The sequence below is a fragment of the Pedococcus sp. P2_D7 genome, assembly GCF_056404295.1.
On record NZ_JBFUEH010000005.1, the window covers coordinates 393,510 to 417,799 of the forward strand.

The 24,290-nt window shown below is 72.1% G+C and carries 20 protein-coding genes and 1 riboswitch; of the genes, 8 read left to right on the plus strand and 12 right to left on the minus strand.

What is annotated here, in order from left to right; all coding sequences use genetic code 11:
• The first annotated feature begins 12 nt into the window (after positions 1–12).
• A complete protein-coding gene (locus AC1DWJ_RS14295) occupies positions 13–714 on the plus strand; it encodes a hypothetical protein (protein WP_457255666.1) in 702 nt (233 codons plus the stop codon).
• Here the strand turns inward: AC1DWJ_RS14295 and valS are convergent.
• On the minus strand, positions 645–3,314 hold the full coding sequence (valS, locus tag AC1DWJ_RS14300; RefSeq protein WP_477621127.1) for a valine--tRNA ligase: 2,670 nt from the start codon (positions 3,312–3,314) through the stop codon (positions 645–647). The two genes, AC1DWJ_RS14295 and valS, sit on opposite strands and share 70 nt — an antisense overlap.
• A gap of 149 nt (positions 3,315–3,463) precedes the next feature.
• Between valS and AC1DWJ_RS14305 the strand changes: the two genes are divergently transcribed.
• Positions 3,464–4,207, plus strand: a complete 744-nt coding sequence (locus tag AC1DWJ_RS14305; RefSeq protein WP_457255668.1) for a lysophospholipid acyltransferase family protein — start codon at positions 3,464–3,466, stop codon at positions 4,205–4,207.
• Positions 4,208–4,238: 31 nt separating this feature from the next.
• Here AC1DWJ_RS14305 and AC1DWJ_RS14310 read toward each other — a convergent pair whose 3' ends face one another.
• From AC1DWJ_RS14310 to AC1DWJ_RS14345, 8 genes are all read right to left on the minus strand, one after another.
• Positions 4,239–5,798 carry an RNA polymerase sigma factor gene (locus tag AC1DWJ_RS14310; RefSeq protein ID WP_477621128.1) on the minus strand — a complete coding sequence of 520 codons (1,560 nt, stop codon included), beginning with the start codon at positions 5,796–5,798 and terminating at the stop codon, positions 4,239–4,241.
• Positions 5,799–5,922: 124 nt separating this feature from the next.
• On the minus strand, positions 5,923–6,459 hold the full coding sequence (locus tag AC1DWJ_RS14315; RefSeq protein ID WP_056923590.1) for an NUDIX hydrolase family protein: 537 nt from the start codon (positions 6,457–6,459) through the stop codon (positions 5,923–5,925).
• Positions 6,460–6,497: 38 nt separating this feature from the next.
• The gene (locus AC1DWJ_RS14320) at positions 6,498–7,853 is read right to left on the minus strand and encodes an FAD-binding oxidoreductase (protein ID WP_477621129.1); all 1,356 of its coding nucleotides are present in this window, start codon (positions 7,851–7,853) and stop codon (positions 6,498–6,500) included.
• On the minus strand, positions 7,850–8,722 hold the full coding sequence (locus AC1DWJ_RS14325; RefSeq protein WP_477621130.1) for an ECF transporter S component: 873 nt from the start codon (positions 8,720–8,722) through the stop codon (positions 7,850–7,852). Before AC1DWJ_RS14325 ends, AC1DWJ_RS14320 begins: the two co-directional genes overlap by 4 nt.
• Positions 8,722–10,395, minus strand: coding sequence for an ABC transporter ATP-binding protein (locus AC1DWJ_RS14330; protein ID WP_477621131.1), 1,674 nt, complete (start codon positions 10,393–10,395; stop codon positions 8,722–8,724). The genes AC1DWJ_RS14325 and AC1DWJ_RS14330 overlap by 1 nt, the downstream gene beginning before the upstream one ends.
• Positions 10,392–11,483 (minus strand): energy-coupling factor transporter transmembrane component T, encoded by a 1,092-nt coding sequence (locus AC1DWJ_RS14335; protein WP_477621132.1) that lies wholly within the window; start codon positions 11,481–11,483, stop codon positions 10,392–10,394. The genes AC1DWJ_RS14330 and AC1DWJ_RS14335 overlap by 4 nt, the downstream gene beginning before the upstream one ends.
• Before the next feature lie 5 nt (positions 11,484–11,488).
• The gene (locus tag AC1DWJ_RS14340; protein ID WP_477621133.1) at positions 11,489–12,343 is read right to left on the minus strand and encodes a hypothetical protein; all 855 of its coding nucleotides are present in this window, start codon (positions 12,341–12,343) and stop codon (positions 11,489–11,491) included.
• Positions 12,343–13,971: a hypothetical protein gene (locus AC1DWJ_RS14345; protein WP_477621134.1), complete on the minus strand. Its 1,629-nt coding sequence runs from the start codon at positions 13,969–13,971 to the stop codon at positions 12,343–12,345. The genes AC1DWJ_RS14340 and AC1DWJ_RS14345 overlap by 1 nt, the downstream gene beginning before the upstream one ends.
• A 101-nt stretch (positions 13,972–14,072) precedes the next feature.
• A riboswitch (cobalamin riboswitch) is annotated at positions 14,073–14,200 on the minus strand.
• Positions 14,201–14,577: 377 nt separating this feature from the next.
• Between AC1DWJ_RS14345 and ileS the strand changes: the two genes are divergently transcribed.
• Both ileS and AC1DWJ_RS14355 read left to right on the plus strand, forming a co-directional pair.
• On the plus strand, positions 14,578–17,925 hold the full coding sequence (gene ileS, locus AC1DWJ_RS14350) for an isoleucine--tRNA ligase (RefSeq protein WP_477621135.1): 3,348 nt from the start codon (positions 14,578–14,580) through the stop codon (positions 17,923–17,925).
• A gap of 88 nt (positions 17,926–18,013) precedes the next feature.
• Positions 18,014–19,399: a bifunctional folylpolyglutamate synthase/dihydrofolate synthase gene (locus AC1DWJ_RS14355; protein WP_457255677.1), complete on the plus strand. Its 1,386-nt coding sequence runs from the start codon at positions 18,014–18,016 to the stop codon at positions 19,397–19,399.
• A gap of 60 nt (positions 19,400–19,459) precedes the next feature.
• Here AC1DWJ_RS14355 and AC1DWJ_RS14360 read toward each other — a convergent pair whose 3' ends face one another.
• Positions 19,460–19,591, minus strand: a complete 132-nt coding sequence (locus AC1DWJ_RS14360; protein ID WP_255358323.1) for a hypothetical protein — start codon at positions 19,589–19,591, stop codon at positions 19,460–19,462.
• 192 nt (positions 19,592–19,783) lie between these two features.
• On the opposite strand from AC1DWJ_RS14360, the gene AC1DWJ_RS14365 reads away from it, so the two are divergent.
• On the plus strand, positions 19,784–20,173 hold the full coding sequence (locus AC1DWJ_RS14365) for a DUF4233 domain-containing protein (RefSeq protein ID WP_457255678.1): 390 nt from the start codon (positions 19,784–19,786) through the stop codon (positions 20,171–20,173).
• On the opposite strand, the gene AC1DWJ_RS14370 is transcribed toward AC1DWJ_RS14365, so the two are convergent.
• Complete coding sequence (locus AC1DWJ_RS14370) at positions 20,082–20,765, minus strand: DUF998 domain-containing protein (protein WP_477621136.1); 684 nt, start codon at positions 20,763–20,765, stop codon at positions 20,082–20,084. The genes AC1DWJ_RS14365 and AC1DWJ_RS14370 overlap by 92 nt on opposite strands.
• Positions 20,766–20,807: 42 nt before the next feature.
• Between AC1DWJ_RS14370 and ndk the strand changes: the two genes are divergently transcribed.
• Complete coding sequence (gene ndk, locus AC1DWJ_RS14375) at positions 20,808–21,236, plus strand: nucleoside-diphosphate kinase (RefSeq protein WP_457255680.1); 429 nt, start codon at positions 20,808–20,810, stop codon at positions 21,234–21,236.
• 27 nt (positions 21,237–21,263) lie between these two features.
• Here ndk and AC1DWJ_RS14380 read toward each other — a convergent pair whose 3' ends face one another.
• Entirely contained in the window at positions 21,264–21,785 is a 522-nt protein-coding gene (locus AC1DWJ_RS14380; protein WP_457255681.1) for a MarR family winged helix-turn-helix transcriptional regulator, read from the minus strand.
• 68 nt (positions 21,786–21,853) lie between these two features.
• Here AC1DWJ_RS14380 and AC1DWJ_RS14385 point away from each other — a divergent pair, with 68 nt between their 5' ends.
• Positions 21,854–23,113, plus strand: a complete 1,260-nt coding sequence (locus AC1DWJ_RS14385) for an MFS transporter (protein WP_457255682.1) — start codon at positions 21,854–21,856, stop codon at positions 23,111–23,113.
• 148 nt (positions 23,114–23,261) lie between these two features.
• Positions 23,262–24,275: a rod shape-determining protein MreB gene (mreB, locus tag AC1DWJ_RS14390; RefSeq protein WP_477621214.1), complete on the plus strand. Its 1,014-nt coding sequence runs from the start codon at positions 23,262–23,264 to the stop codon at positions 24,273–24,275.
• Positions 24,276–24,290 lie beyond the last annotated feature (15 nt).

Below are 24,290 nucleotides of genomic sequence, written 5' to 3' on the forward strand. Positions count from 1 at the left end.
GAGGATGAGGGCATGTCCTCGGGGTACCGGTTGCGCAGCGGTGACATCGGGCCGGTCCAGCAGTCCCCGGTGACCTGCGGTTCGGCCTGCCTCACGGTGGCCAGGATGTTGGTCAACCCCGTCTTCGCGCGGTGGATCACCTCCGGTGACGGCCCGCGCGCCGACGCCCCACCCGGCGCCACCGAGAAGGAGCGATTCGCGGCCTACGAGCGGGTCGTGATGAGGCGCACCAACCGCCTGTTCTCCGGCGGCGGACGGCTCAACATCCCGTGGCCCCGGTCGCTGGGCACCCCGCCCTGGGGGGCGCGCAAGGAGCTCGAGTTCGGGGCGTCGCGGCGGGGGACCGAGTACGAGCTTCGGGTGGTCCGGCAGCTCACCCGCAGCGCGCTGCGTGACGCGCACGCGCGCCTGGTCGAGGTCGTCGCCGACGGCGAGCCCGCCCTGCTCTATATCGGCAACGGCCTCCTGCCACGCCACGTCACGCTGGTGCTGCCGGGTGACGGCGACCGGGTGCTCGACGTCTACGATCCGGCGACGGGTCAGGTGACCATGTTGGACGAGGGCAGGTTCGCCAGTCGTGAGCTGCGGATCGCCGGGTGGGACGTGCCGTGGATCACGGTGCAGCCCAACGGAACCCGCCGCATTCAGGCCTTCGGCTTCTCCACGGGGATCAGCTCCGCGTCGCGCACGACGGGCATTTCGGCCTCGGCGTAGTCGACCGTCCCGGTGATCCGGCCGGCCGCTCGCAGGTCGGTCTCGGCGAGCCGGACCCGGTCGGTCCACGCGCCCTGGCCGGCCAGCACGATCGACGCCACCTCGGCGCGCATGCCGACCTTCGCCTCCGACTTGGCCTTGCGGACCCCGGCCAGGGCCTCGCCCACGGCGATGAGCAGGGCGGGGTCTCCGCCTTCGCCGACCGCCGCGTCAGCAGCCGTCGGCCACGGGGCCCGGTGCACGGAGCCTTCGTGCCACCACGACCAGGCCTCCTCGGTGACGTAGGGCAGCATCGGCGCGAAGAGGCGCAGCATCACGTCGAGCGCGATGCGCAGCGCCGCGCGCGCGGACGCCGCCTCGCCCTCGCCCTGCCCGCCGTAGGCGCGGTCCTTGACCAGCTCGAGGTAGTCGTCGCAGAACGTCCAGAAGAAGGTCTCGCTGACCTCGAGCGCGCGGGTGTGGTCCCACGACTCGAAGCCGGCAGTCGCCTTGGCGACGACGTCGCCGAGCTGGGCGAGCATGGCGCGGTCGAGCGGGTTGGTCACCGCTGCGACCAGTGCGCCGTCGACTTCGCCGCTGTGCTGGATGTCGATTTCGCCGCTGTGCTGGATGTCGACTTCGCCGAAGGACAGCGCGAACTTGGTGGCGTTGAGGATCTTGATCGCCAGGCGGCGACCGACCTTCATCTGCCCGGTGTCGTAGGCGGCGTCGGCGCCGAGGCGGCCCGAGGCGGCCCAGTACCGGACGGCGTCGGTGCTGTGCTCCTTGACGACGTCCTCGGGCGTGACGACGTTCCCCTTGGACTTGCTCATCTTCTTGCGGTCGGGGTCGAGGATCCACCCGGACAGGGCGGCATTGCGCCACGGCACCGAGCCGAACTCGAAGTGCGAGCGCACGACCGTCGAGAACAGCCAGGTGCGGATGATGTCGTGCCCCTGCGGTCGGACGTCCATGGGGAACACCCCGGCGAACAGCTCGGGGTCGTCGCGCCAGCGTCCGGCGATCTGCGGGGTCAGGGACGACGTGGCCCAGGTGTCCATGATGTCGGGGTCGCCGACGAAGCCGCCGGCCTGCCCACGCTGGGACTCCTCGTAGCCCTCAGGGGCCTGCGCGGCCGGGTCGACGGGCAGCTGGTCCTCGGTGGGCACCAGCTGCTTGTCGAAGACCGGGTCGCCGTGGTCGTCGAGCGGGTACCAGACGGGGATCGGCACGCCGAAGAACCGCTGGCGGGAGACCAGCCAGTCGCCGTTCAGCCCGCTCACCCAGTTCTCGTAGCGGGCCCGCATGAAGGCGGGGTGGAAATCGACCTGCCGGCCGCGCTCGATCATCTCCGCGTTGAGGTCGGCGTCGCGCCCACCGTTGCGGATGTACCACTGCCGGGAGGTGACGATCTCGAGCGGCTTCTCACCGCGCTCGTAGAAGTTGGCCTTGCGCTGGGTCGCCTTGGGCTCACCGTCGAGGTCACCGGACTCGCGCAGCGCGGCGACGATCGCCTCACGAGCGCTGAAGGTGGTCTTGCCCGCGACCTGCTCGGCGAACAGCTGCTCACCCGGGCTCCCGGCCAGCCACTCGGGAGTCTCGGTCTGGATGCGTCCGGACCGGGTGATGACCGACCGGGTCGGCAGCTGCAGCTCACGCCACCACAGCACGTCGGTCAGGTCACCGAAGGTGCAGCACATGGCGATGCCGGCGCCCTTGTCGGGCTCGGCCGCCGAGTGGGCCACCACCGGGATCTCGACCCCGAACAGCGGTGAGCGGACCGTGGTCCCGAACAGCGCGGCATACCGCTCGTCGTCGGGGTGGGCGATCAAAGCGACCGCGGAGGGGATGAGCTCGGGCCGCGTCGTCTCGATGTGGATCGGGCCGTCGGCGCCGTGGAAGGCGACGCGGTGGTAGGCGCCGGGGTAGTCGCGGGCCTCGAGCTCGGCCTGGGCGACCGCGGTCTGGAAGGTGACGTCCCAGAGGCCGGGCGCCTCGGACTGGTAGGCCTCACCACGGGCGAGGTTGCGCAGGAAGGCCTGCTGGGCGGTGGCGCGCGAGTGGTCGTCGATGGTGCGGTAGCTGATCTCCCAGTCGAGGCTGAAACCCATCCGGCGGAACAGCGACTCGAAGGCCTTCTCGTCCTCGACGGTCAGCTCGTCACACAGCTCGATGAAGTTCTGGCGCGAGATGGGGAGGGTGTCGGCGGCCTTGAGGCTCTTGGCGTCACCGCGGTGCGGCGGCTCGAAGCCCTCGACGTAGGGGAGCGACGCGTCGCCCCGCACGCCGTAGTAGTTCTGGACCCGCTTCTCGGTCGGCAGGCCGTTGTCGTCCCAGCCGATCGGGTAGAAGACCTCCAGGCCCTGCATCCGCTTGTACCGGGCCATGCAGTCGGTGTGCGTGTAGGAGAACACGTGCCCCATGTGCAGGGACCCCGAGGCGGTCGGCGGGGGAGTGTCGATCGAGAAGACCGACTCACGCCCCTGGGCGAGCGCCGTGGCGCGGTCGAAGCTGTAGGTGCCCTGCTCCCGCCATACCTGCGCCCACTTGTCCTCGAGCCCCTCGATCGAGGGCTTGTCGGGGATGGTGGCGGCGCCGGACGTGTTGGGTGCATCGGTCATGGCGTGAATCTTCCCATCCCGTCACCAGTGGTGACCAACGGGTTGCGGGTATGCCGCGGGCTCACTCGCGCGGTCAGGCGACGCTGGCGCGCCTGCTGCGCAAGCTCGACCCGTAGGGGCGGTCGCTGACCACCCCCTAGGGTTGGTCCATGGAACCCGTCTACACCCCGGTCATCGGGTTGGCCCGCGCACTCTTCGCTGCCCAGGGCCTCAAGATCACGATGACCGGCACCGAGCACGTGCCCCGCCACGGCGGGGCGGTGATGGCGATCAACCACACCGGCTACTTCGACTTCACGTATGCCGGGTTGGTGGGTGTCAAGGCCGGGCGCTACGTGCGGTTCATGGCCAAGAAGTCGATCTGGTCCAACCCGGTGGCCGGCCCGCTGATGAAGGGGATGAAGCACATCCCGGTCGACCGCGAGGCCGGTCTGGGGTCCTTCGATGCCGCCCGCGACGCGCTGCGCAGCGGAGAGATCATCGGCGTCTTCCCCGAGGCCACCATCTCCAGGTCCTTCGAGCTCAAGGCCTTCAAGTCCGGCACCGTCCGCCTTGCACAAGAGGGCGGCGTGCCGATCCTGCCCGTCACGATCTGGGGTTCGCAGCGCGTCTGGACCAAGGGCCAGCCGCGCAGGATGGGCCGGCACGGTATCCCCCTGTTCATCACGGCCGGCGCCCCCATCGTGGTCGGCGCCGACGAGAAGCCGGGCCTGGCCACGGTTCGGGTGCGGGCGGCGATGGAGACGCAGCTGCACGCCATGCAGGACCGCTACCCCCACTGGCCCGACGCGGAGCGACACCTGTTGCCCGTCCGGCTCGGGGGCACGGCCCCCACCGTCGAGGAGGCCGAGGAGATGGACCGGGCCGACCGGCGCCGGCGCAGCAGCCACTGACCGAGCCGGTCGGTGCGCAGCCCGCGAGGGTCTAGTGCTTGCCCTTGTTGACGTGACCCTTGCCGTGCGCCTGATCCTGTAGGGCCTGCTTGGCCTGGGCCTTCGCCTTCCCCTGCGTCGTGGCCTGGCCCTTGGCGAGGTGCGTGCCGTGCTGCTTGGCGTGGCCCTTGGCGAGGTGCTTGCCCTGGTGCTTGGCGTGGCCCTTGCCGTTCGCCTTGCTCTTGCCGTTCCCGGTCGCGGTCGGTTTGACGGTCCCGTTGCCCCGGGCCTTGCCGCTGCCCTTCCCGATGGTCTGGACCTTGCCCTTCGCCTTGCTCTCGCCGTTGCCGGTGGGCACGACGGGCGGCCGCGGCGTCGACGGGGTGGGGACCTCCGGAGGCGTCGGGGTGGCCGGCGGCTCGGTGGGCGTGGGCGTGGGAGCCGGCGTGTCGGTCGGCGTGGAGGGCGTCACGGGGTTCGGGTTGAAGACGGCCACCACGACCTGGACCTCGGTGCCGCGGGGCGAGCTCACGACCTGGTCGGTGCCGCCGCTGCCGTCCTGACCCCCGCCGGAGCCGGGAGTGCCGGTGGAGGGTTCCGTCGGGGCGGGCACCCGCCCGGGCGATGGTGTCTGGTTGGGCGTCTCGGTCGAGGGCAGCGGGCCGGGGACGATCGGGCCGTCGGCCGTGACGAGTGGACCGCGATCGCGGCCGAGGATGCCGTCGATGGCCACGCTGAGCAGGCCGCTCATGGCTGCGGCCGTGCTGATGCCGCCGACGGCGAGCAGCCACGCGGCAGCGGCGGCTCCGGCTCGGGCCGACCGGCTGGGGGTGCCGAGGATCCGCTGGGCGCTCGCCGGGGCAGACGACTGCAGGCTGTGGATGTCGACCACCGACGGCTGCTGGAGCGCGCCAACGGGCACCATCGAGGGCGCTGCGGTGGCTGCCGCGCCGAACGCGCGACCCGGAGCCGCCAGCGCCGCCGGCGCCGCCGCGACCAGTCCTGCGGGAGTCACCGGCCTGAGCAGCACCGGGAAACCAGCCGCGAACAGTCCTGCGGCGAAGGGCAGGTCGGCGAGCTCACCGGGAGTTGCCGGCACCCGCAGGGAGGCGATCAGCACCTCCAACGACATGTCGAGGTGCTGTTGGCCCTGCAGCACGAGGGTGAGGACGGTGTTCGGCTCCAGGCCGGTCAGCCGGGACACGGCGTCGCGGCCGAGGTTGGCCACTGCGCCCATGGCGAGGACCTCCGCCTCCGCCGGCGGGCAGGCGCGCAACGCGGCGACTGCGTGTCCCAGTGCGTCGGGCTCGACGTCGGAAGGCGGCGTCGACGTGCCTGCGGGCGCCAACGAGGAGGCGCCGTCGCCGGCCAGGACGGCGGTGCGGGCAGCGCCGACGACCAGCTCGAGCCAGGCGTCGTCGTCGGGCGGGCAGACCTGCAGCTGCGGCAGGGCCGTCGTCCAGGCCGTGCGGGCGAGCTCAGCGTGGTCGCCGTCGGCGGTCACCCGCAGGTAGCGCAGGAGCACCGGGTTCGTGGCCGCGTGGAGGCGTGCGAAATCGTCCGCGACGCCGCCCTGGGCGCCGAGGAGGTATATGGCGATTTCCCCCGGCACGTACCCAGTTTCGTCCTCTTGCGTGCGAATGCGCGTCATCCGTTCGGGTGATGTTGCCCGGATGACGCCGCGAAACCGGCGTCGACAGGCTTACAAAGGGTGGTTCGGGTCCGCCCTGCCGCGCTCAGAGCGGGTGTCCCAGATGGGCCATCGCCTGGCGGAGCAGCACGCCGTGCCCGCCGTCCATCTCCTCCAGGAGCGAGGGCGCCACGGCCTCCTCGGGGGTCAGCCACGCGAGGTCGAGGGCGTCCTGCTGCGGCTGGCAGTCACCGGCCACCGGCACCACGAACGCGAGCGAGACGGCGTGCTGGCGAGGGTCGTGGAAGGGGGTGACGCCGGGCGTGGGGAAGTACTCGGCCACGGTGAACGGTTGGGGGCTCGCGGGGACCTGGGGCAGGGCCATCGGCCCGAGGTCCTTCTCGATGTGCCGGATCAGGGCGTCGCGGACCCGCTCGTGGTAGAGCACCCGGCCCGAGACGAGCTCGCGGTTGATCGCGCCGTCTGAGGCCCGCAGGAGCAGACCGACCGCACTCACGGCCCCGCGCTCGTCGACCCGCACCGGCACAGCGTCCACGTAGAGGATGGGCAGCCGCTCCCGCGCGGCGTCGAGCTCCTCGCGGGTCAACCAGGCCTCACTACGGTCGAGTTCGAGGTTGCTCATGGCCTTGTTTCTACCAGTCGAACCGTGCGCCCCATCCGTCAGGACCAGTAGACCCGGCCGGGGTTGAGGATTCCGCGCGGGTCGAACAGTGCCTTCACCGCGCGCTGGCGCTCGAGCTCACGCTCACCGAGCTCCTCCGCGAGCCACGGCGCCTTGAGGGTGCCCACCCCGTGCTCGCCGGTGATGGTGCCCCCCATCTGCAGGGCCGCGGTGACCACCTCGGAGAACGCCTGGTGCGCCCGCCTCCGGCTCGTGGGGTCGGCCGGGTCGAAGAAGATGCTCGGGTGCAGGTTGCCGTCCCCGGCATGACCGGCCATGACGATCTCGAGGCCGTGCCTGGCGGCGATGGCCTGACCCGCGCGGATCAGGTCGGTCAGCCGACCCACGGGGACGCAGACGTCCTCGAGGTAGCGCGGGCCCTTGGCCTCCAGCGCCGGGCTCAGCGCGCGACGGCCGGCCAGCAGCAGGTCGGCCTCGGCGGGGTCGTCGGCCACGGCCACGTCCACGGCGCCCGCGTCGGTGAGCAGCGCGGCATACCGCTGCACGTCCTCGCCGGTGTGGTCCGGGCGGTCCGACTGGACGAGCAGCACCGCCTCGCAGTCCTGGGGGAAGCCGTAGTCGGCGAGCGCCTGCACCGCCGCCACGGCGGCGCGGTCGAGCAGCTCGACGAGCGAGGGCACGTGGCGCTCGCGGCGCAGGGCGACGATCGCCACGGAGGCGGTGTCGAGGGAGTCGAAGGTCGCCAGCACGGTGAGGGCGGGGTCGGGCGCCGACACCAGGCGGGTGGTCACCTCGGTGACCACCCCGAGGGTGCCCTCCGACCCGACGAACAGGCCGGTGAGGTCGAGGCCGGCCACTCCCTTCGCGGTGCGGTGTCCGGTGCGGATGACCTCCCCGCCGGGCAGGACGACCTGGAGGGAGCGGACGTAGTCGGCGGTCACGCCGTACTTCACGCAGCACAGGCCACCGGCGTTGGTGGCGACGTTGCCGCCGACCGTGCAGAACGCCGAGCTGGCGGGGTCCGGTGGGTAGAACAGCCCCTCGGCGGCCGCAGCGTCCTTGAGGCTCTGGGTGATGACGCCGGGCCCGAGCACGGCCAGCCCTTCGAGCGGGTCGACGGTGGAGATCGTGTCGAGCCCTTCGGTGTTGAGGACCACGCCGCCCTCGATCGCGACCGAGCTCCCGGTGAGGCTGCTGCGCGCGCCCTGTGGCACGACCGGCGTGCGGGTCTCGTGCGCCCACTGCATCACCTCGACGACGTCACCGAGGTCACGCGCCCGCACCACCTCGAAGGCGGTCGGCGCGGTGGCGCCGACCGACTGGTCGACGGCGTAGGTCGCCTTGACGTCGGGGTCGGTGACGGTGCGGATGGGCAGCGAGGTGTGCGTGCTCACTCGTGCAGCGTATGCCGCGGGGCCGGCTGGTCGGCGCGGTCACCGTGCTCGAGCGCGACGTCAGCAAGCTCCGCGTCGGCAAACTCCACGTCGGCGTCGAAGGCGGCCCGACGCGAGGCCCGGCGCAGGGTCCCGAGGACCGCGCGCCCGGTGACGGCGATGAGGACGACGTTGGTGACCGCGCGCCCGAGGTCCCACCAGACCGACGTGGCCAGGGAGAAGAGCCCGAACCGGCGCAGGTTCTCCCACGCAGGGGCACCCGCCACGAACGACAGGTCGCTCGCCAGCCCGCTGGCAAAGGGCCAGAACGAGAAGTTGAGTGCCACGCCGTAGAGCAGCCCGGCCAGCGCGCCGTAGACGGCCAGGAGGAGCAGCTCCCAGCGACGGGGGACCCGGGGGAGGAGGCCGGCGCCCAGGCCGACCCAGGCGGCGCCGAGCATCTGGTAGGGCAGCCACGGGCCGACCCCGCCGGTGACCAGCGCGGAGGCGAAGAGCGTGGTGGAGCCGAGCACGAACCCGAAGGCCGGCCCGAACACCCGGCCGCCGAGGACGAGCAGGAAGAAGACCGTCTCGAGCCCTGCGGTGCCGGCGCCCAAGGGGCGCAGGGCAGCCCCGACCGCGGACAGGACGCCGAGCATCGCCACGGCCTTGACGTCGAGCCCGCCCTCGCTGATCTCGAACAGCACCACCGCCATCAGCAGCGGCAGCAGGAGGGCGAAGACCAGTGGTGCATCGGCGTTCTGGCCGAGCCGCGAGCCGGCCGTCGCGAACAGCGGCCAGAGGAAGGCGAGCAGCCCGGCCACGGACACCAGGACGAGCGCCGCGGTGGAGCGCGGCCGCAGCGCGATGGCGCGCATCGGGGTGGCCATCAGGGCGCCCCGAGGGTGGTGGCGGCGCTCAGTACCTGGTCCAGGCACAGCAGCCGCGCGGGGGCGAGCACCTTGGCCACCTGCGGTGCGAAGGCGGGGGAGTCGCAGAGGATGTCGGTGGCCGTCCCGTCCGCGACGACCGTCCCCTCGGCCAGCACGACCACCCGGTCGGCCACCGTGGCGGCGAACTCCACGTCGTGGGTCGCCACCGCCAGGGCGGTCCCGGCTGCGGCGAGGTCGCGCAGGACCTCGGCCAGGGCGGCCTTGCCGGGGTAGTCCAACCCCCGGGTGGGTTCGTCGAGGAGCAGCGCCCCGGGCGACGCGGAGAGCTGGATCGCCAGCACCAGGGCCAGCTGCTGCCCCTCGGACAGGTCGCGGGGGTGGTGGTCGTCGGGTATGCCGGGTGCGAGCCGGTCGAGCGTGGCGCGCGTCGCGCCCGGTGCGGCTCCTGACTCGTGGTCTGCCTGCTGGCACTCGGCGCGCACCGAGTCGAGGTAGAGCAGGTCGGGGGCGCTCTGGGGGACCAGCCCGACGTGGCCGCGGCGGGTGCGGGGTGCCTCCGTGGCGGGGTCGACCCGCGCGCCGGTGGCCGTGACGACGGTGACCGCACCGTCACTGCGGGGGCCGCTGCCGTGGAGTGCCCAGAGCAGGGAGGACTTGCCAGAACCGTTGCGGCCCATGAGGACTGCGACCTCGCCGTCGCGCAGGGCCAGGTCCACGGAGCGCACCGCGGCCACCGTCCCGTGGCTGACCGAGAGAGCAGACGCGACCAGCCGCGCGGCTCCTTGGGGCAGCGCGCGCCGGTTGGGGTCGGCGGTGCCGGCGGGACCCGTCTCGATGAGCTCGGCCCGCAGGGCGCTGGCTGCGCGCCGGGCATCCCGGACCGTCAGGGGCAGGGGGTCCCAGCCGGCCCAGCGCCCCAGGTGGACCACCGGTGGCGCGAGGGCCGAGGTGGCCATGACGTCGCTCGGCCGGCCGTCGCTGACCGTGCCGTCGTCGTGCACCTCGATGACCCGGTCGGCCGCGCCGACGATCCGCTCCAGCCGGTGCTCCGACAGCAGGACGGTCAGGCCGAGGTCGTGCACGAGCCGCGAGAGCGTCGCGAGCACCTCCTCGGCACCGGTCGGGTCGAGGGCCGAGGTGGGTTCGTCGAGGACGAGGAGCCGCGGGTTCGCCGTGAGCACCGACCCGATCGCGACCCGCTGCTGCTGCCCGCCCGAGAGGTCGCGCAGGGGTGCGTCGCGCAGGTCGGCGATCCCCATGAGGTCGAGCACCTCCTCCACCCGGCGGCGCATGGCGGCCGGGTCGAGGGCCAGCTGTTCGAGCGTGTAGGCGAGCTCTTCCTCCACAGTGTCCGTCACGAAGCCCGCCAGCGGGTCCTGACGCACGACGCCGACGACGCCCGCGAGGTCCCGTGGTCGGTGCGTGCGGGTGTCGTGGCCGAAGACCGTGACCCGGCCCGAGAGGTGACCGCCGGTGAAGTGGGGGACGGTGCCGTTCACGGCGCCGAGCAGGGTCGACTTGCCCGAACCCGTGCGGCCGGTGACGACGACGAGCTCGCCCTCCTGGAGCGCGAACGACACCGAGCGGATCGCGGGAGGTGGGCTCCCGGCATACCGGATGGTGACGCGGTCGAAGACGACCGGGGAGTGCGGGTCGACGGGGCGGCTCATCGCGGGTCTCCGCGCCGCGCGACCGGTGGGTCGGGGGCGACGAACGCCGGGAGGGCCGCCGCCAGGATGCCGACGACGGGGAGCAGCGGCAGCGCGGGGGCGGCCAGCGGCTCGAGGGGGAGGACGAGGGTGCCCGGCGCCCGGGCGGACTGCACGACCACGAGCACCGCGGCCAGCAGACCCGAGCCGGCGACGAGCCACTCGGGCACCGCCCACGGGTCGGGCCGGTAGACGCTGCGCTGCACGCTCCGCCCACCGACCCACATGCCGATCGCCGACAGGGCCAGGCCCAGGACGAGCATGGGCAGGCCGATGACCGCGGGCGCGGTGCTGTCGAGCAGGCCGTACATCCCGATGCCGGCGCCCAGGAGCCCGGTGAGGGTCAGCGCAGCGGTGACCCTCCTCGTGACCGGTGACTGCTCGGTCCGGCGGCCGTACCCCCTCGAGTCCATCGCCGAGGCGAGGGAGAGCGACCGGTCCAGCGTGTCCTGGAGGACGGGCAGCGCGACCCGGCCGACCGACCGGATCCCGGTGCCACCCTCGCCGCGCAGGACTCGGGCCCGCCGGACCCGCTGGACGCTCTCGGCCAGCTGCGGCGCGACGGTGACCGAGATGACCACGGCGGTGCCGATCTCGTGCAAGGCACTCGGGAGGGCCCGGAGGAGGCGCTTGGGGTTGGCCAGCGCGTTGGCCGCGCCGATGCAGGCGATCAGGCTGGCCAGCCGCAGCCCTTCGACCGCCGCCGCCAGCAGGCCCTCGAGGTAGAGCGGGCCGAGGAGGGTGATGCCGGGCAGCTCGATGCTGGGCAGCTGGTAGAGCCTCGTGCTGCCGAGCTTGTAGCCCACCACGACGTGCAGGAGTACCCGCAGGACGATGATGACCGCCGCGAGCACGAGGTACAGGCGGAAGGCCCGTGCCCACGGCGAGCTGCCGCGCTTGGCCGCGACGACCAGGCTGGCGACGGTCACCGCGAGCAGGAGCAGCACCGGGTTGCTGGTGCGTGAGCAGGCCACCGCCAGCCCGATCGCCCACACCCACCAGGCGACCGGGTGGAGGTGTCGGGACAGCGGGGAGCCAGCCGTGCGCACGGTCCTCAGCTGGTGGCTCGGCGACGGATCGCGACGTAGGCCGCGCCGGCGCCGACCAACGCGACCAGGCCGAGGCCGGCGAGCAGGGTGGTGGGCGAGCCCGAGTCCGTCGAGTCCCCCTGGGCCGCTGCGGTGCTCGCACTGTCGCCGGTCGAGTCCGTCGACGGCGTCGTGCCCGTGGTGGCGCCACCCGTCGGCGACGTGGTGGTCGTGCTCCCCGGGGTCGTGGTCGACGGCTTCGCGCCGGGCTTGGTCACCGAGCCGGCAGCAGAGCTGCTCCCGGCTGCCGGCGTCGACCCGGTCGAGGTGCCCGAGCTCCCGGGACGCGCGGGGGTGGTCGTCGTGGGCTTCGGCTTCGGCTTGGGGGCGGGCGGCCGGCTCGACGACGAGGACGGGCTCGGCGACGGCGTGGGTGCGGCTGCGGCGGGCGGAGGGCTGCTGGGAGCCCCTCCGGAGCCGAACGCGAACCCGATCACGCTGCCGGCCGCCGGGTTGTAGTCCGCCACGCCGGAGCTGCTGTAGGTCCACGATCCGCCACGGGGTGCATGGAAGAAGGCCCAGTAGGCGCTGGCCGGAGGCATCCGCTGGCAGGACTGGTCGGCAGGGACGCTGTTGATCTTGCAGACCACCGTTCCCGGGTACTGGACCGGGCTCACGACGGTGGCGACCTTTGTGAGCACCTTCATGGCGGAGGTGTCGTCCGCGGCGCAGAGCGTGCTGCTGCTCGAGCCGTAGTCGATCACCACCGTCACGCCGGTCGAGCTGCTACAGGCCGCCGCCTGGGCGGCCCCGCCCGGGAGGGCGAGGCCGCCGGCGACCACCAGACCGGCAATGGCGACGAAGCGCGCGACCAGCCGCATCAGGCGTGCACGCCCTTGCGCCGGGCCAGGACGATCGCGCCGGCACCGGCCAGCAGCAGCAGTGCGCCCAGCAGGGACATCGCCGCCACGTCGGTGCCGGTGAGGGCCAGCGAGCCGGGCGTGGCCGACCCGGGGTCGGCCGGGTCGTTGCTCCCCGTCGAGGGAGTCGAGGACGTGCTCGTGGTGGACGACGCAGGAGAGGTGGTCGTCGTGGTGGTCGTGCGGCAGTCGAGCGTCGGCGCGGTGGCCGCAGCCCCGTCAGCCGTGACCGTCAGCAGCGAGTCGCCGGCCAGGCCCAGGGTCGCCTGGGGCGTGGCCCGCAGCGCGCGGTCGATCGCCGCAGCCGTCGTCGGGGCAGCCTTGAGGGTGGCGTGGTCGGCCGCGGTGAAGGCGATGCCGCCGCGGAGGCCGGCGGCGAAGGAGCAGTCGAACTGCAGACCGGCCAGGAAGTCCTGGGCGCTCGCGAGCTCGGCGTCGAGGCCGCCCGCGGCGAAGGCCTGGGCTGCGACGCCCGCGGTGTTGGCGTTGTACTGACCGTCGTCGTTGAGGAAGCCGCCGTTGGGCGCCTGGTGCGACGAGAGCCACTCGAGCGCGTCCACGGTCGCGGGGTCGTCCGCGCCCAGCAGGCCGACGAGGGCCTGGGCGGCGAAGGCGGTCGCGTCCGCGTCACTGGAGCAGGCAGCACCCGCGACGTCGAGGTTGCCGCGGAACCCGCCGTCGTCGCACTGCTGGTCGAGGAGGTAGTTCCCAGCGGCGTCCGGCACCGAGCCCGTGGCGCGACCGAGGGCGATGATGTCGAGGACCTGCCCGATGGTGTTGGAGTAGTCGCCGCTCGGGTTGGTCGCGTCGCCGAAGTTGGACTTGTCCGAGAAACGACCGCCAACGGTCATCAGGCCCTCGAGGCGGGCGACGAGGTCCTGCCCACCGAAGGCGGTGGGGTTGCCGCCCTGGGCGACCACGCCGAGGACGAGCTTGCCGAGCGGGCCGGCGTAGGTCTCGGCGGTCGGGGAGCCGGGCGGGTCGGGGTAGCCCACGTAGTCGTTCACGTGTGCGGCGAGGTAGTCGGTGGTGGCGTCGGCCTGGTCGAGGCCGGCGCCTGCGCCGTCCAGCGCCAGGACGGCGTCAATGGTGTTGCCACCGTCGAAGAACGTCGAGGCGGGGTAGTTGTAGTGGTCGTCGCGCGCGGCGAGGGTGCGCACGATGAAGCCGGCGGCGTACGCGGCCTGGTCGGTGGGGTCACCCGGGACCAGGGCCGCTCGCAGGGTGGACCCCGCGCCGAACGGCATCCGCTCCGACGTCGCGGCCAGGGCCTTGGACCTCGCCGCGGTCTTCGGCTTCGACGGGGTCGTGCTCGTCGTCGAGGGCGGCGTGGTGGTCGACGTCGTGGCCGACTCGGTGGAGGTCGTGGTGGCCGTGCCGGTGGTCGGCGGGGTGGTGGTCGACGTCGTGGCCGACTCGGTGGAGGTCGAGGTCGTCGTCGACGGCGTAGTAGTGCTCGAGCTCGTGCCGGTGGTCGTGCCGGTGGGCTCGGTCGTGCCGGCGAACGCCGCGCCGGGGACTACCAGGCTGGCCGCCAGGGCCAGGGCGAGCGCCGCCGCCGGACGGGCGGTGCGAAGGGTGCGGTGCATGGTGCCTCTTCAATGCGAACGGTGTCGCGACGGTGCACCGGCACCAGAACGTGAAAGACCCCCGGCGTCGCTGGAGCGACATCGGGGGGCGGCCTCGGACTGGGTGTCCGGGCTCCGCCCCGCGTACCTCGACGGAAATGGAGCCGCTTCGCGTACCAGGTGTTCCGGCTTGCCGCGTTTCAGGCGGCCTACGGTTGCGGGTCAGCGCCGGCATCTGACCGGCTTCCCCTGGTGTCGCGTCGTGGTGTCGCCATGCGGTCGGGGACCTCAGGGCAACGCCGCTCAGACTACACCGCACGACGGCGTCCTCCGGCCGTGCGCACGTGCCCTTCGTCACGGATGGCTAGACTGGGGTGCACAGGCGTCGAACCGGCCATCACCGGGGAGCCTCCGGAAGAACGGCAGGGCGCCCCGCGGCATACGCAGGGCACCAGGCTCACTAGAACCGGACGGGTGGGTCCGTGACAACCTTGGGCAAGAGCGGCCGTATGCCGCGTGCGTCAGCACGCGGGGCACGGCAAGCGAGGTGGCACCGCGGTGCCGTCGGGAAACCCGGCGACGTCGTCCTCGTGTGAGAACACGAGTGATGTGAGGACCGCCGACACCATGACCTATCCCAAGGTCTCCAGCGACACAGTCTCGAGCGACACAGTCTCCAGCGACGCCCCGGGCACCTCCTCGGGCGTGCCCGCGTCCCCGCGCTTCCCGGAGATCGAGGAGCGCATCCTCAAGTACTGGGACGAGGACGGCACCTTCATCGCGTCGGTGGAGAACCGGTCGGCCGGCACCAACGGCGACAACGAGTTCGTCTTCTACGACGGCCCGCCGTTCGCCAACGGCCTGCCGCACTACGGCCACCTGCTGACCGGCTATGTCAAGGACCTCATCCCGCGCTACCAGACGATGCGCGGGCGCCGGGTCGAGCGACGGTTCGGGTGGGACACCCACGGCCTGCCCGCCGAGCTCGAGGCGATGGCCCAGCTCGGCATCAAGACCAAGGACGAGATCCTCGAGATCGGCATCGAGGAGTTCAACGCCAAGTGCCGGCAGTCGGTGCTGAAGTACAGGGGGGAGTGGCGCGAGTACGTCACCCGCCAGGCCCGCTGGGTCGACTTCGACAACGACTACAAGACGCTCAACCCCGACTACATGGAGTCGGTCATCTGGGCGTTCAAGTCGCTGCACGACAAGGGCCTGATCTACGAAGGCTTCCGCGTCCTGCCCTACTGCTGGAACGACCAGACGCCGTTGTCGAACCACGAGCTGCGGATGGACGACGACGTCTACCAGATGCGGCAGGACCCGGCCGTCACCGTCGGCGTGCGGCTGGACACCGGCGAGCTGGCCCTGGTCTGGACGACCACGCCTTGGACCCTGCCGTCGAACCTGGCGGTGATGGTCCACCCCGACATCGACTACGTCGTCGTGGAGTCGGCCGTCCCCACGGGCAGCACCGAGCGCTACGTCATCGGTGCGGAGCGCCTCCCGAGCTATGCGCGTGACCTGTTCGGCGACCCCAAGGCCGACGTCGGGTCCTTCGTCGTCGAGCGGCTCAAGGGTCGCGACCTGATGGGTCGCTCCTACACGCCGCCGTTCAGCTACTACGAGGGTCACGAGAACGCCCACCGCGTGGTCGAGGCCGACTTCGTCACGACCAGCGACGGCACCGGGCTGGTCCACAGCGCCGGGGCGTTCGGTGAGGACGACAAGATCGTCACGGACCGCGAGGGGATCGAGCCGGTCATGCCGGTCGGCCCGGACGGGTGCTTCACCTTCCCGGTCGCCGAATACGAGGGCATGCTCGTGTTCGACGCGAACCTGCCGATCATCGACCACCTCAAGGCCGCCACCCGCGGCGAGGCCGACCACGGCTCGGTCACGGACGGCACCGTCCTGGTCCGCCGGGAGACCTACGACCACTCCTACCCGCACTGCTGGCGCTGCCGGCAGCCGCTGATCTACAAGGCGGTCTCGAGCTGGTTCGTCGAGGTGACCAAGTTCAAGGACCGCATGCTCGAGCTCAACGAGCAGATCGACTGGACCCCGGACCACATCAAGAACGGCCAGTTCGGCAAGTGGCTCGACAACGCCCGCGACTGGTCGATCACCCGCAACCGGTTCTGGGGCAGCCCGGTGCCGGTGTGGCGCTCCGACGACCCGCAGTACCCGCGGATCGACGTCTACGGGTCCTTCGAGGAGATCGAGCGCGACTTCGGTCGGCTGCCCCGCAGCGCCGACGGTCAGGTCGACCTGCACCGCCCGTTCGTCGACGAGCTGACCCGGCCCAACCCGGACGACCCCAGCGGGCAGTCGACGATGCGCCGCGTCGAGGACGTCCTCGACGTGTGGTTCGACTCCGGCTCGATGAGCTACGCCCAGGTGCACTACCCGTTCGAGAACGCCGAGTGGTTCGAGCACCACTTCCCGGCCGACTTCATCGTCGAGTACATCGGGCAGACCCGCGGCTGGTTCTACATGCTGCACATCCTCTCGACGTCGCTGTTCGACCGCCCGGCCTTCAGCTCGGTGATCTGCCACGGCATCGTGCTCGGCTCCGACGGGCAGAAGATGTCGAAGTCGCTGCGCAACTACCCCGACGTGCGCGAGGTGTTCGACCGCGACGGGGCCGACGCGATGCGCTGGTTCCTCATGGGCAGCCCGATCCTGCGCGGTGGCAACCTCATCGTCACCGAGCAGGGCATCCGTGACGGCGTGCGACAGGTGATCATCCCGCTGTGGAACACCTGGTACTTCTTCTCGCTGTACGCCAACGCTTTTGGTGCGAGTGGGAGCGGGTACGAGGCGAGGTGGTCCACGGCCTCCACCGACCCGCTCGACCGCTACCTGCTGGCCAAGCTGCGCCAGTACGTCGAGACGATGACGACCCAGCTCGACGGGTATGAGGTGGCGTCGGCGTGCGAGACGACGCGTGGCTTCCTCGACGTGCTCACCAACTGGTACGTGCGCCGTTCGCGCGAGCGGTTCTGGGACACCGGGACCACGGCGGGCGGTGGAGCCGGCGGTGCTGCCGAGCAGGCATTCGACACCCTCTACACCGCGCTGGAGGTGCTGTGCCGCGTGACGGCGCCGCTGCTCCCCCTGGTGACCGAGGAGATCTGGCGCGGCCTGACCGGTGGCCGTTCCGTGCACCTCACCGACTGGCCCGAGGCCTCGGACCTGCCCGCCGACGACGCGCTCGTGGCGGCGATGGACCGGGTCCGCGACGTCTGCTCCGTCGCCTCGTCGCTGCGCAAGGCCGACGGGCTCCGCACCCGGCTGCCGCTGGGTGACCTCACCGTGGTGGTGGCCGACGCCGCCGCCTTGAAGGCCTACGCGCCGATCATCGCCGACGAGGTCAACGTCAAGCAGGTCACCCTCATCGACGAGAGCGACCCGGCCGCGGCCGCGTTCGCGGTCGACCAGCGGTTGACCGTGCACGCCCGGGTGGCCGGGCCCCGACTCGGCCGAGAGGTGCAGAAGGTCATCCAGGCCTCGAAGTCGGGCGACTGGTCGGTGGACGAGGACGGCACCGTGCAGGCCGGCGGGATGGTGCTGCAGAAGGGCGAGTTCACCCTCGAGCAGGCCTTCCTCGGGGAGAAGGACGAGCGGCACAGCCGCGCCTTGCTGCCCAACGGCGGCGGCGTCGTCGTCCTGGACACGCTGGTCACGCCCGAGCTCGCGCAGGAGGGGCTGGCTCGCGACATCGTGCGGGCCGTCCAGCAGGCCCGGCGCGACGGCGGGCTCGACGTGTCCGACCGGATCTCGTTGACCGTCACCGGTTCCCAGGCGGTCTGGGAGGCGACGGTGGCCCACCAGGCCCTGATCGTCGAGGAGACGCTGGCCAGCCAGTTCGGGTCCGCACCGCAGCTCGAGGCCCTGCCGGAGCGCGCCGACGTCGTCAGCGCGACGGTCGGCGACGGTGAGCCCGTGCGCATCAAGGTGATGAAGCTGTGAACTGACGCTGCGGGACGAAACGGGCGGCGGTCCGCTGCGACCGCCGCCCGTTTCGCGTCGGGGGTGGTCGCTGCGGGAGGATGGGCGCATGCCTGCTCCTGATACCGCCCAGCGCGAGGCCGCGCACAACCTCGAGGTCATGAAACGGCTCCGTGAGGTCGAGCAGGCCATCGACGCTCGCGCGCCGGAGACCGACATCGAGCCGTCCCTCGACCAGATCCGTGCGGTGATGGACCTTCTCGGCGACCCACAGCGCAGCTATCCGGTCATCCACCTCACCGGCACCAACGGCAAGACCTCGACGACGCGGATCATCGACTCGCTGCTGCGCGAGATGGGGCTGAAGACCGGGCGCTTCACCTCGCCCCACCTCCACTCGATGCGTGAGCGGATCGCCCTGTCCGGGGTGCCGATCAGCCCGGAGAAGTTCATCGCGGCCTACGACGAGGTGCTGCCGTTCGTCGAGATCGTCGACGCCCAGTCCGCGGAGGTCGGTCGCCCGCGGATGAACTACTTCCAGATGCTCGTGGCCATCGCGTATGCCGCGTTCGCGGACGCGCCGGTCGACGTCGCCATCGTGGAGGTCGGGCTGGGCGGGGCGTGGGACGCGACGAACGTCGCCGACGGCCAGGTGGCCGTCGTGACGCCGGTCAGCCTCGACCACACCCGCATGCTCGGCGACACGGTGGAGGCGATCGCTGACGAGAAGTCGGGGATCATCAAGGCCGACGCCCTGGCCGTCATCGGCGTGCAGGAGCCCGAGGTCACCGAGATCATGGCCCAGCGAGCGGAATCCGTGGGCGCACGGATCGCCTTGGAGGGCAACGACTTCGGCCTGCTCACGCGTGAGGTCGCCGTGGGTGGCCAGCAGATCTCGGTCCGCGGCCTCGGTGGCGAGTACGAGGACCTGCTGCTTCCGCTGCACGGTGCGCACCAGGCCCACAACACGGTGCTCGCCATCGCGGCGGTCGAGGCGTTCCTCGGCGGCGGCGAGCAGCGCCTCGACCCCGACACCGTCCGGGCGGGCATCGCGGCCGTGGCCTCGCCGGGGCGGCTGGAGATCGTGCGGCGTTCGCCCACCGTCCTCGTCGACGCGGCGCACAACCCCGCCGGCGCGCTGGCGCTGCGAGCCGCCCTGGAGGACTCGTTCAACTTCGCGAGGATCATCGGGGTGATCGCCATCCTCAAGGACAAGGACGCCACCGAGATGCTGGAGATCCTCGAGCCGGTGCTCGACCACGTCGTCGTGTCACGGACCACCTCGCCGCGGGCGATGCGCCCCGACGAGCTCGGCGAGCTGGCGGTCGAGATCTTCGGCGAGGACCGGGTCACGGTCGTCCAGGACCTGCCCGACGCCCTCGACACCGCAGCGGGCCTGGCCGACGAGGGCGGCGTCGGTGGGGGAGTGCTCGCCACCGGCTCGGTGACGACGGCGGCCGAGGTGCGCATGCTCCTCGGCGCCACCGAGGTCTGACCGACCCCGGCCACCCGAGCGGCCCGACCCCTCGACGGGACCGGGCCGCTGCGGGGTCCGCTACTTCTTGCCGATCTGGCCCACGTCGAGATGGGTCTTGGCGTCGGCCTTCGCGTGCTTCTCGGCGCGCTTCTCCTTGATGGACTTGCCCGCCTTCTTGGCCAGGTGTTGTCGAGGTGACTTGTCGGCCATGGCTGTGCTCCCAGCGCTAGGAAGCCTGAATGACTCCGTGCTCTGACAGTACGCCGTCCCGGCGCCTGCACGCGGCCGTGACCGCACGGCATACGCTCGAGGCATGATCGGGAAGTTCGTGGTGCTCGTCATCGTCGTGGCCGTCGTGTTCTGGCTCGTCACGAGGTTCCGTGACAACGGCCGGGGTGGTCGATGAAGGGGATCGTCTTCTACGGCTCCCTCGGCAAGTTCACCTGGCGGATGCTCGCCACCGTGCTGGGCAGCCAGGGAGTCGTCGTGTTCCTCGGGGCCCTGGTCGCGCGCGGGCTCGCCAGCGCCCAGGGTGACGACCGCAGCCACGCGTGGCTCTGGACCGGTGTCGGGCTGGCGCTGCTCTGCTTCCTCGCCGCTGGGCTGATGCGCCGCCCGTGGGGGGTGACGCTGGGCTGGCTGATCCAGGTGCTCACCTTCGCGAGCGCGGTGGTGGTGCCGGCCATGATCGGGGTCGGGGTCATCTTCCTCGTGCTGTGGGTCGGCTCGTTGGTCCTGTGCCGCCGGGTCGAGGACCAGGTGGCGGCCCGGGTCGAAGCCACCCAGCAGTAGCCACCGCGACCAGGGGCAGCCAGAGCTTGGCCGGCCAGATGGCGGCCCGCTCGGCGGTGCCCACCCACTCGTCGTGGCCCAGCAGCGCCACGAAGCAGGCGACGCCGACCAGGGCGACCGTCGCGAGGCCGAGTCCGACCCGCCGGGCGACGCCCGGAGCGAGCATTCGGGCGTGGAGCAGCAGCGCCAGCGGTTGCGCCGCGAAGACGGGCAGGGCGACCAGCGAGTGGGCGGTCGGATGCGTGTCGACCGGCAGCAGGCCGACGCCGACGGACGCGAGGCCGGCCACCACCCAGAGCCAGCCGACCAGGACCCTGCGGGCACTGCGCCCTCGACGCGCGAGCAGGGGTACCGCGCCGCCCGCCTGGAGCAGCCCGAAGACGACGAAGGCGGCGTTCATGGCGACGGGCGCCGAGGAGCAGCCCGCGTCACCGGGGTCGCAGGCCGTGCCGAGGGCGCTGATCGTGTCGTCACGCCCCGAGTAGGCAACCCCGGCCAGGGCGGCCACTCCCACCTCGCCGACGAGGTAGAGCGGCTGGGCCAGCCAGGCGGCATACGCGAAGGCCTCGCTCGTCCGCCTGGCCCCTCGCACACCGTGACGCTAGCCCCTGCTCTGCTCGGTAGGCTGGCCGACGTGACGACTCAGACCGAACGTTCCCTTGTCCTGGTCAAGCCCGACGGGTTCGCCCGCGGCCTCTCCGGAGAGGTCCTGCGCCGCATCGAGGCCAAGGGCTACACCCTGGCCGCGCTCGCGGTGACCACCCCGACCCGCGAGCAGCTGGCCGAGCACTACGCCGAGCACGAGGGCAAGCCGTTCTACGAGCCCCTCGTCGAGTTCATGTCCAGCGGCCTGGTCGCGGCAGTCGTCATCGAGGGCCACCGCTGCATCGAGGGCTTCCGGGCCCTGGCCGGTGCCACCGACCCGACCGCGGCGCTGCCCGGCACGATCCGTGGCGACCTCGGCCGCGACTGGGGCAAGAAGGTCCAGGAGAACATCGTGCACGGCTCCGACTCCGCGGAGTCGGCCGCGCGCGAGATCGCGATCTGGTTCCCGAACCTCTGACCGGCGGGGCCGCTGAGCCCCGGAGCCCTACGGGGTCTCGAGGTCGTCGAGACTGCTGATCACCACTTCGAGGAGCGCGGCCAGCTGGCCGCGCTCCTTGCGGGTCAGGCCGGCGAGGACGTCGGACTCGACGACGTTCGCCTCGCGCACGGCCGCCCCGAACAGCTCCCAGCCCTGGTCGGTGAGCTCGACGAGCACCCGGGTGCGGTTGTCGGGGTCGGGGGAGCGGCGGACCAGTCCGCGTTCGGTCATCTTGTCGAGCCGGTGCGTCATCGAGGACGCCGCCACGTTGCTGGCATCCGCGAGGCGGCTCGGCGTCATGGGCGCGCCGTCGGCGGTGGCCAGCTGGGCCACGACCGACCACTCGCCGTGCGACAGGTCGAGGTCGACGAGCTGGCGGGTGTACCACTGCTCGAGCTTGCGGCTCATCGAGTTCACCGCCGTGATGACCCGCTGCACCGACTCGTCCCCGCCGGCCGCCACATAGGTGGCGACGGCTTCCTGGTACTGCTCCTGGGCGCTCGGGGCGCGCTTTCCGCGGGGAGGCATGGCCCCATCTTCGCATGCTAAGATTTCGATATCGAAATATTCGGACTCGAAGAACTGTTGACCCTCCCATGCGCGCCCGTCTCCTGATCATCGCCTCAGCCGTTGCCATGCTCGGCTGGGGCACCGTCCTGCCCTACCAGTACGCCTACGCAGCCACCACGCGCGGCTGGGGCTCGCTCGTCGCGGCCGCCGCCTCGAGCCTGTTCTCGGTGGGCGCGCTGCTCGCGGCGCCCGTCGGCGGGCGCCTGGCCGACCGCAGGTCACCGGTCGCGGTCGCCGTCGCCGCCAAGGTCGTCGCCGCAGCCGGAGCCGCATCGCTGATCTGGGCGAACGGCCCCGTCTCCTTCCTCGTCGGCATGTTCGTCTTCGGCCTGGGGATCACCGCCGCGGGTCCGGCCCAGTCCGTCCTCGTGCTGCGCTGGGTCGGCGGAGCGGACCGCCGCAAGGTCTTCGCGTGGCAGTTCACCGGGCAGGCGCTCGGCATGGCCGTGGGTGCGTTCGCCGCCGGCTACGTCGTCGACCTCGACCGCGCCACCGGCATGTGGCCGGCGTTCGCCGCCGCTGCCGTCGGCTTCCTCGTCTCGGGTGTCCTCCTCCTGGCGGCCGGCGCCCGCCGCTGGGGTATGCCGGTCGGCTCGGTCGACGAGCCCGGCCTCACCTCCCAGGGCGTCGGGTCCACCAGCCCGCGCGAGGCCCTGCGCGCCATCTGGGCGATCCCGGCGCTGCGCTGGACCGCCCTCATCACGGTGACCCTGGCGCTGGGCTTCTACGCCCAGTTCGAGTCGGGCCTCCCGGCGTACGCCCTCACGGTCCTGCACGTCGAGGAGACCACCATCGGCCTGGCCGCCGCGGTCAACTGCGTCGTCATCATCGCGCTGCAGATGCTGGTCGTCCGGCTGACGGCCCAGCGCAGTGGGGCGACCCTCCTCATGGGCGTGGGCGCGATCTGGACCGTGTCGTGGCTGGTGCTGGCCGCCGCGTCGCTGAGCCCCGAGCTGTCCGCCGCGTTGTTCGTCACGACCTTCGGCATCTTCGCCGTCGGCGAGACGATGTACGCGCCGGTGCTCAACCCGCTGACCGCGAGCCTGGCCCCGTCCGGGCTGGTCGGCACGACCCTCGGCATGTTCACCGCGCTGCAGACCGGGTTCTCGGCGGTGGGACCGCTGGTCGCCGGCGTGATCCTCGGTGCCGGGCTCGGCAGCGTGTTCATCGGCCTGCACGTGGCCATCAGCCTGGTGGCCGTCTTCGCCGCCTGGCGCCTCCGGGCCGCGATGCGCCGGCCGCGCGAGGTGGCCCAACCCGTCCGACAGGCCGCCCTGGCTGCCTGACCACAGCCCGGCGGTTGCCTCGACGAGGCGAGTGAACCGTCACACCAGTCACACCCGCACCATCCTCGGAGCGGGTCGGGCGCGGCTCCCCGATCCCGCCCTGCCGCCGACCTAGCATCGCGGCGTGAGGAGCGGTGCGCGCGGGTGGATGACGATGGGCAGGGACCTGGCCATCGACCTCGGCACCGCCAACACCCTCGTCTACGAGCGCGGTCGGGGAGTCGTCCTGGACGAACCGTCGGTCGTGGCGGTCGAGGCCGGCACCGGCCGGCTGATCGCCGCCGGCACCCGGGCCAAGGAGATGCTCGGGCGCACGCCGGGGCATGTCCGGGCGGTCCGGCCCCTGGCCGACGGCGTCATCTCGGACGCCGACGTCACCGAGCAGATGCTGCGCTACTTCGTCGACCAGGTGCGACCGTCCCGGCTGGTCCGCCCGCGGATGGTGGTGTGCGTCCCGAGTGAGGTCACCGGGGTCGAGCGCCGGGCCCTCGAGGACGCCGCGATCCGGTCGGGAGCCCGCCGGGTCTACGTGATCGAGGAGCCGATGGCGGCCGCGATCGGCGCTGGCCTGCCGGTCAACGAGACCTCCGCCTCGATGGTCGTCGACATCGGGGGCGGCACGACCGACGTCGCGGTGATCAGCCTCGGCGGGATCGTGACGGCCAGGTCGGTGCGGGTCGGCGGTGACGAGATCGACGAGGCGGTGATCGCGCACGTCAAGAGCGAGTACTCCCTGCTGCTGGGGGAGCGCAGCGCCGAGGACATCAAGGTGGCGGCCGGCTCCGCGTTCCCCCTCAGCGAGGAGACCAGCACGCGCGTGCGGGGCCGCGACCTGGTGAGCGGCCTCCCTAAGACCGTGACGATCACCAGCCAGGAGGTCCGGCGGGCCATCGAGGGGCCGGTGCTCCAGATCGTCGACGTGGTGCGAGCCACCCTCGACGTGTGCCCGCCCGAGCTCGCGGGCGACATCCTCGACAACGGCGTCACGCTCACCGGTGGGGGAGCGCTCCTGCGCGGACTCGATGAGCGGCTCCGCCACGAGCTCGGCGTGCCGGTACGGGTCGCCGACGACCCGTTGCGGGCCGTGGTGCGCGGCTCCGGGCGGTGCGTGGAGGAGTTCTCGACGCTGGAGCGGGTCCTCATCGACACGCGCCGCTTTTGACGGGCTCGGGTGACC

Bases quoted from the DNA above. Each gene is read 5' to 3' on its own strand.
- AC1DWJ_RS14295 (WP_457255666.1), top strand. From the start codon at position 13: ATGTCCTCGGGGTACCGGTTGCGCAGCGGTGACATCGGGCCGGTCCAG.
- valS (WP_477621127.1), bottom strand. From the start codon at position 3,314: ATGACCGATGCACCCAACACGTCCGGCGCCGCCACCATCCCCGACAAG.
- AC1DWJ_RS14305 (WP_457255668.1), top strand. From the start codon at position 3,464: ATGGAACCCGTCTACACCCCGGTCATCGGGTTGGCCCGCGCACTCTTC.
- AC1DWJ_RS14315 (WP_056923590.1), bottom strand. From the start codon at position 6,459: ATGAGCAACCTCGAACTCGACCGTAGTGAGGCCTGGTTGACCCGCGAG.
- AC1DWJ_RS14325 (WP_477621130.1), bottom strand. From the start codon at position 8,722: ATGGCCACCCCGATGCGCGCCATCGCGCTGCGGCCGCGCTCCACCGCG.
- AC1DWJ_RS14330 (WP_477621131.1), bottom strand. From the start codon at position 10,395: ATGAGCCGCCCCGTCGACCCGCACTCCCCGGTCGTCTTCGACCGCGTC.
- AC1DWJ_RS14340 (WP_477621133.1), bottom strand. From the start codon at position 12,343: ATGCGGCTGGTCGCGCGCTTCGTCGCCATTGCCGGTCTGGTGGTCGCC.
- AC1DWJ_RS14345 (WP_477621134.1), bottom strand. From the start codon at position 13,971: ATGCACCGCACCCTTCGCACCGCCCGTCCGGCGGCGGCGCTCGCCCTG.
- ileS (WP_477621135.1), top strand. From the start codon at position 14,578: ATGACCTATCCCAAGGTCTCCAGCGACACAGTCTCGAGCGACACAGTC.
- AC1DWJ_RS14355 (WP_457255677.1), top strand. From the start codon at position 18,014: ATGCCTGCTCCTGATACCGCCCAGCGCGAGGCCGCGCACAACCTCGAG.
- AC1DWJ_RS14360 (WP_255358323.1), bottom strand. From the start codon at position 19,591: ATGGCCGACAAGTCACCTCGACAACACCTGGCCAAGAAGGCGGGCAAG.
- AC1DWJ_RS14365 (WP_457255678.1), top strand. From the start codon at position 19,784: ATGAAGGGGATCGTCTTCTACGGCTCCCTCGGCAAGTTCACCTGGCGG.
- AC1DWJ_RS14380 (WP_457255681.1), bottom strand. From the start codon at position 21,785: ATGCCTCCCCGCGGAAAGCGCGCCCCGAGCGCCCAGGAGCAGTACCAG.
- AC1DWJ_RS14385 (WP_457255682.1), top strand. From the start codon at position 21,854: ATGCGCGCCCGTCTCCTGATCATCGCCTCAGCCGTTGCCATGCTCGGC.
- mreB (WP_477621214.1), top strand. From the start codon at position 23,262: ATGACGATGGGCAGGGACCTGGCCATCGACCTCGGCACCGCCAACACC.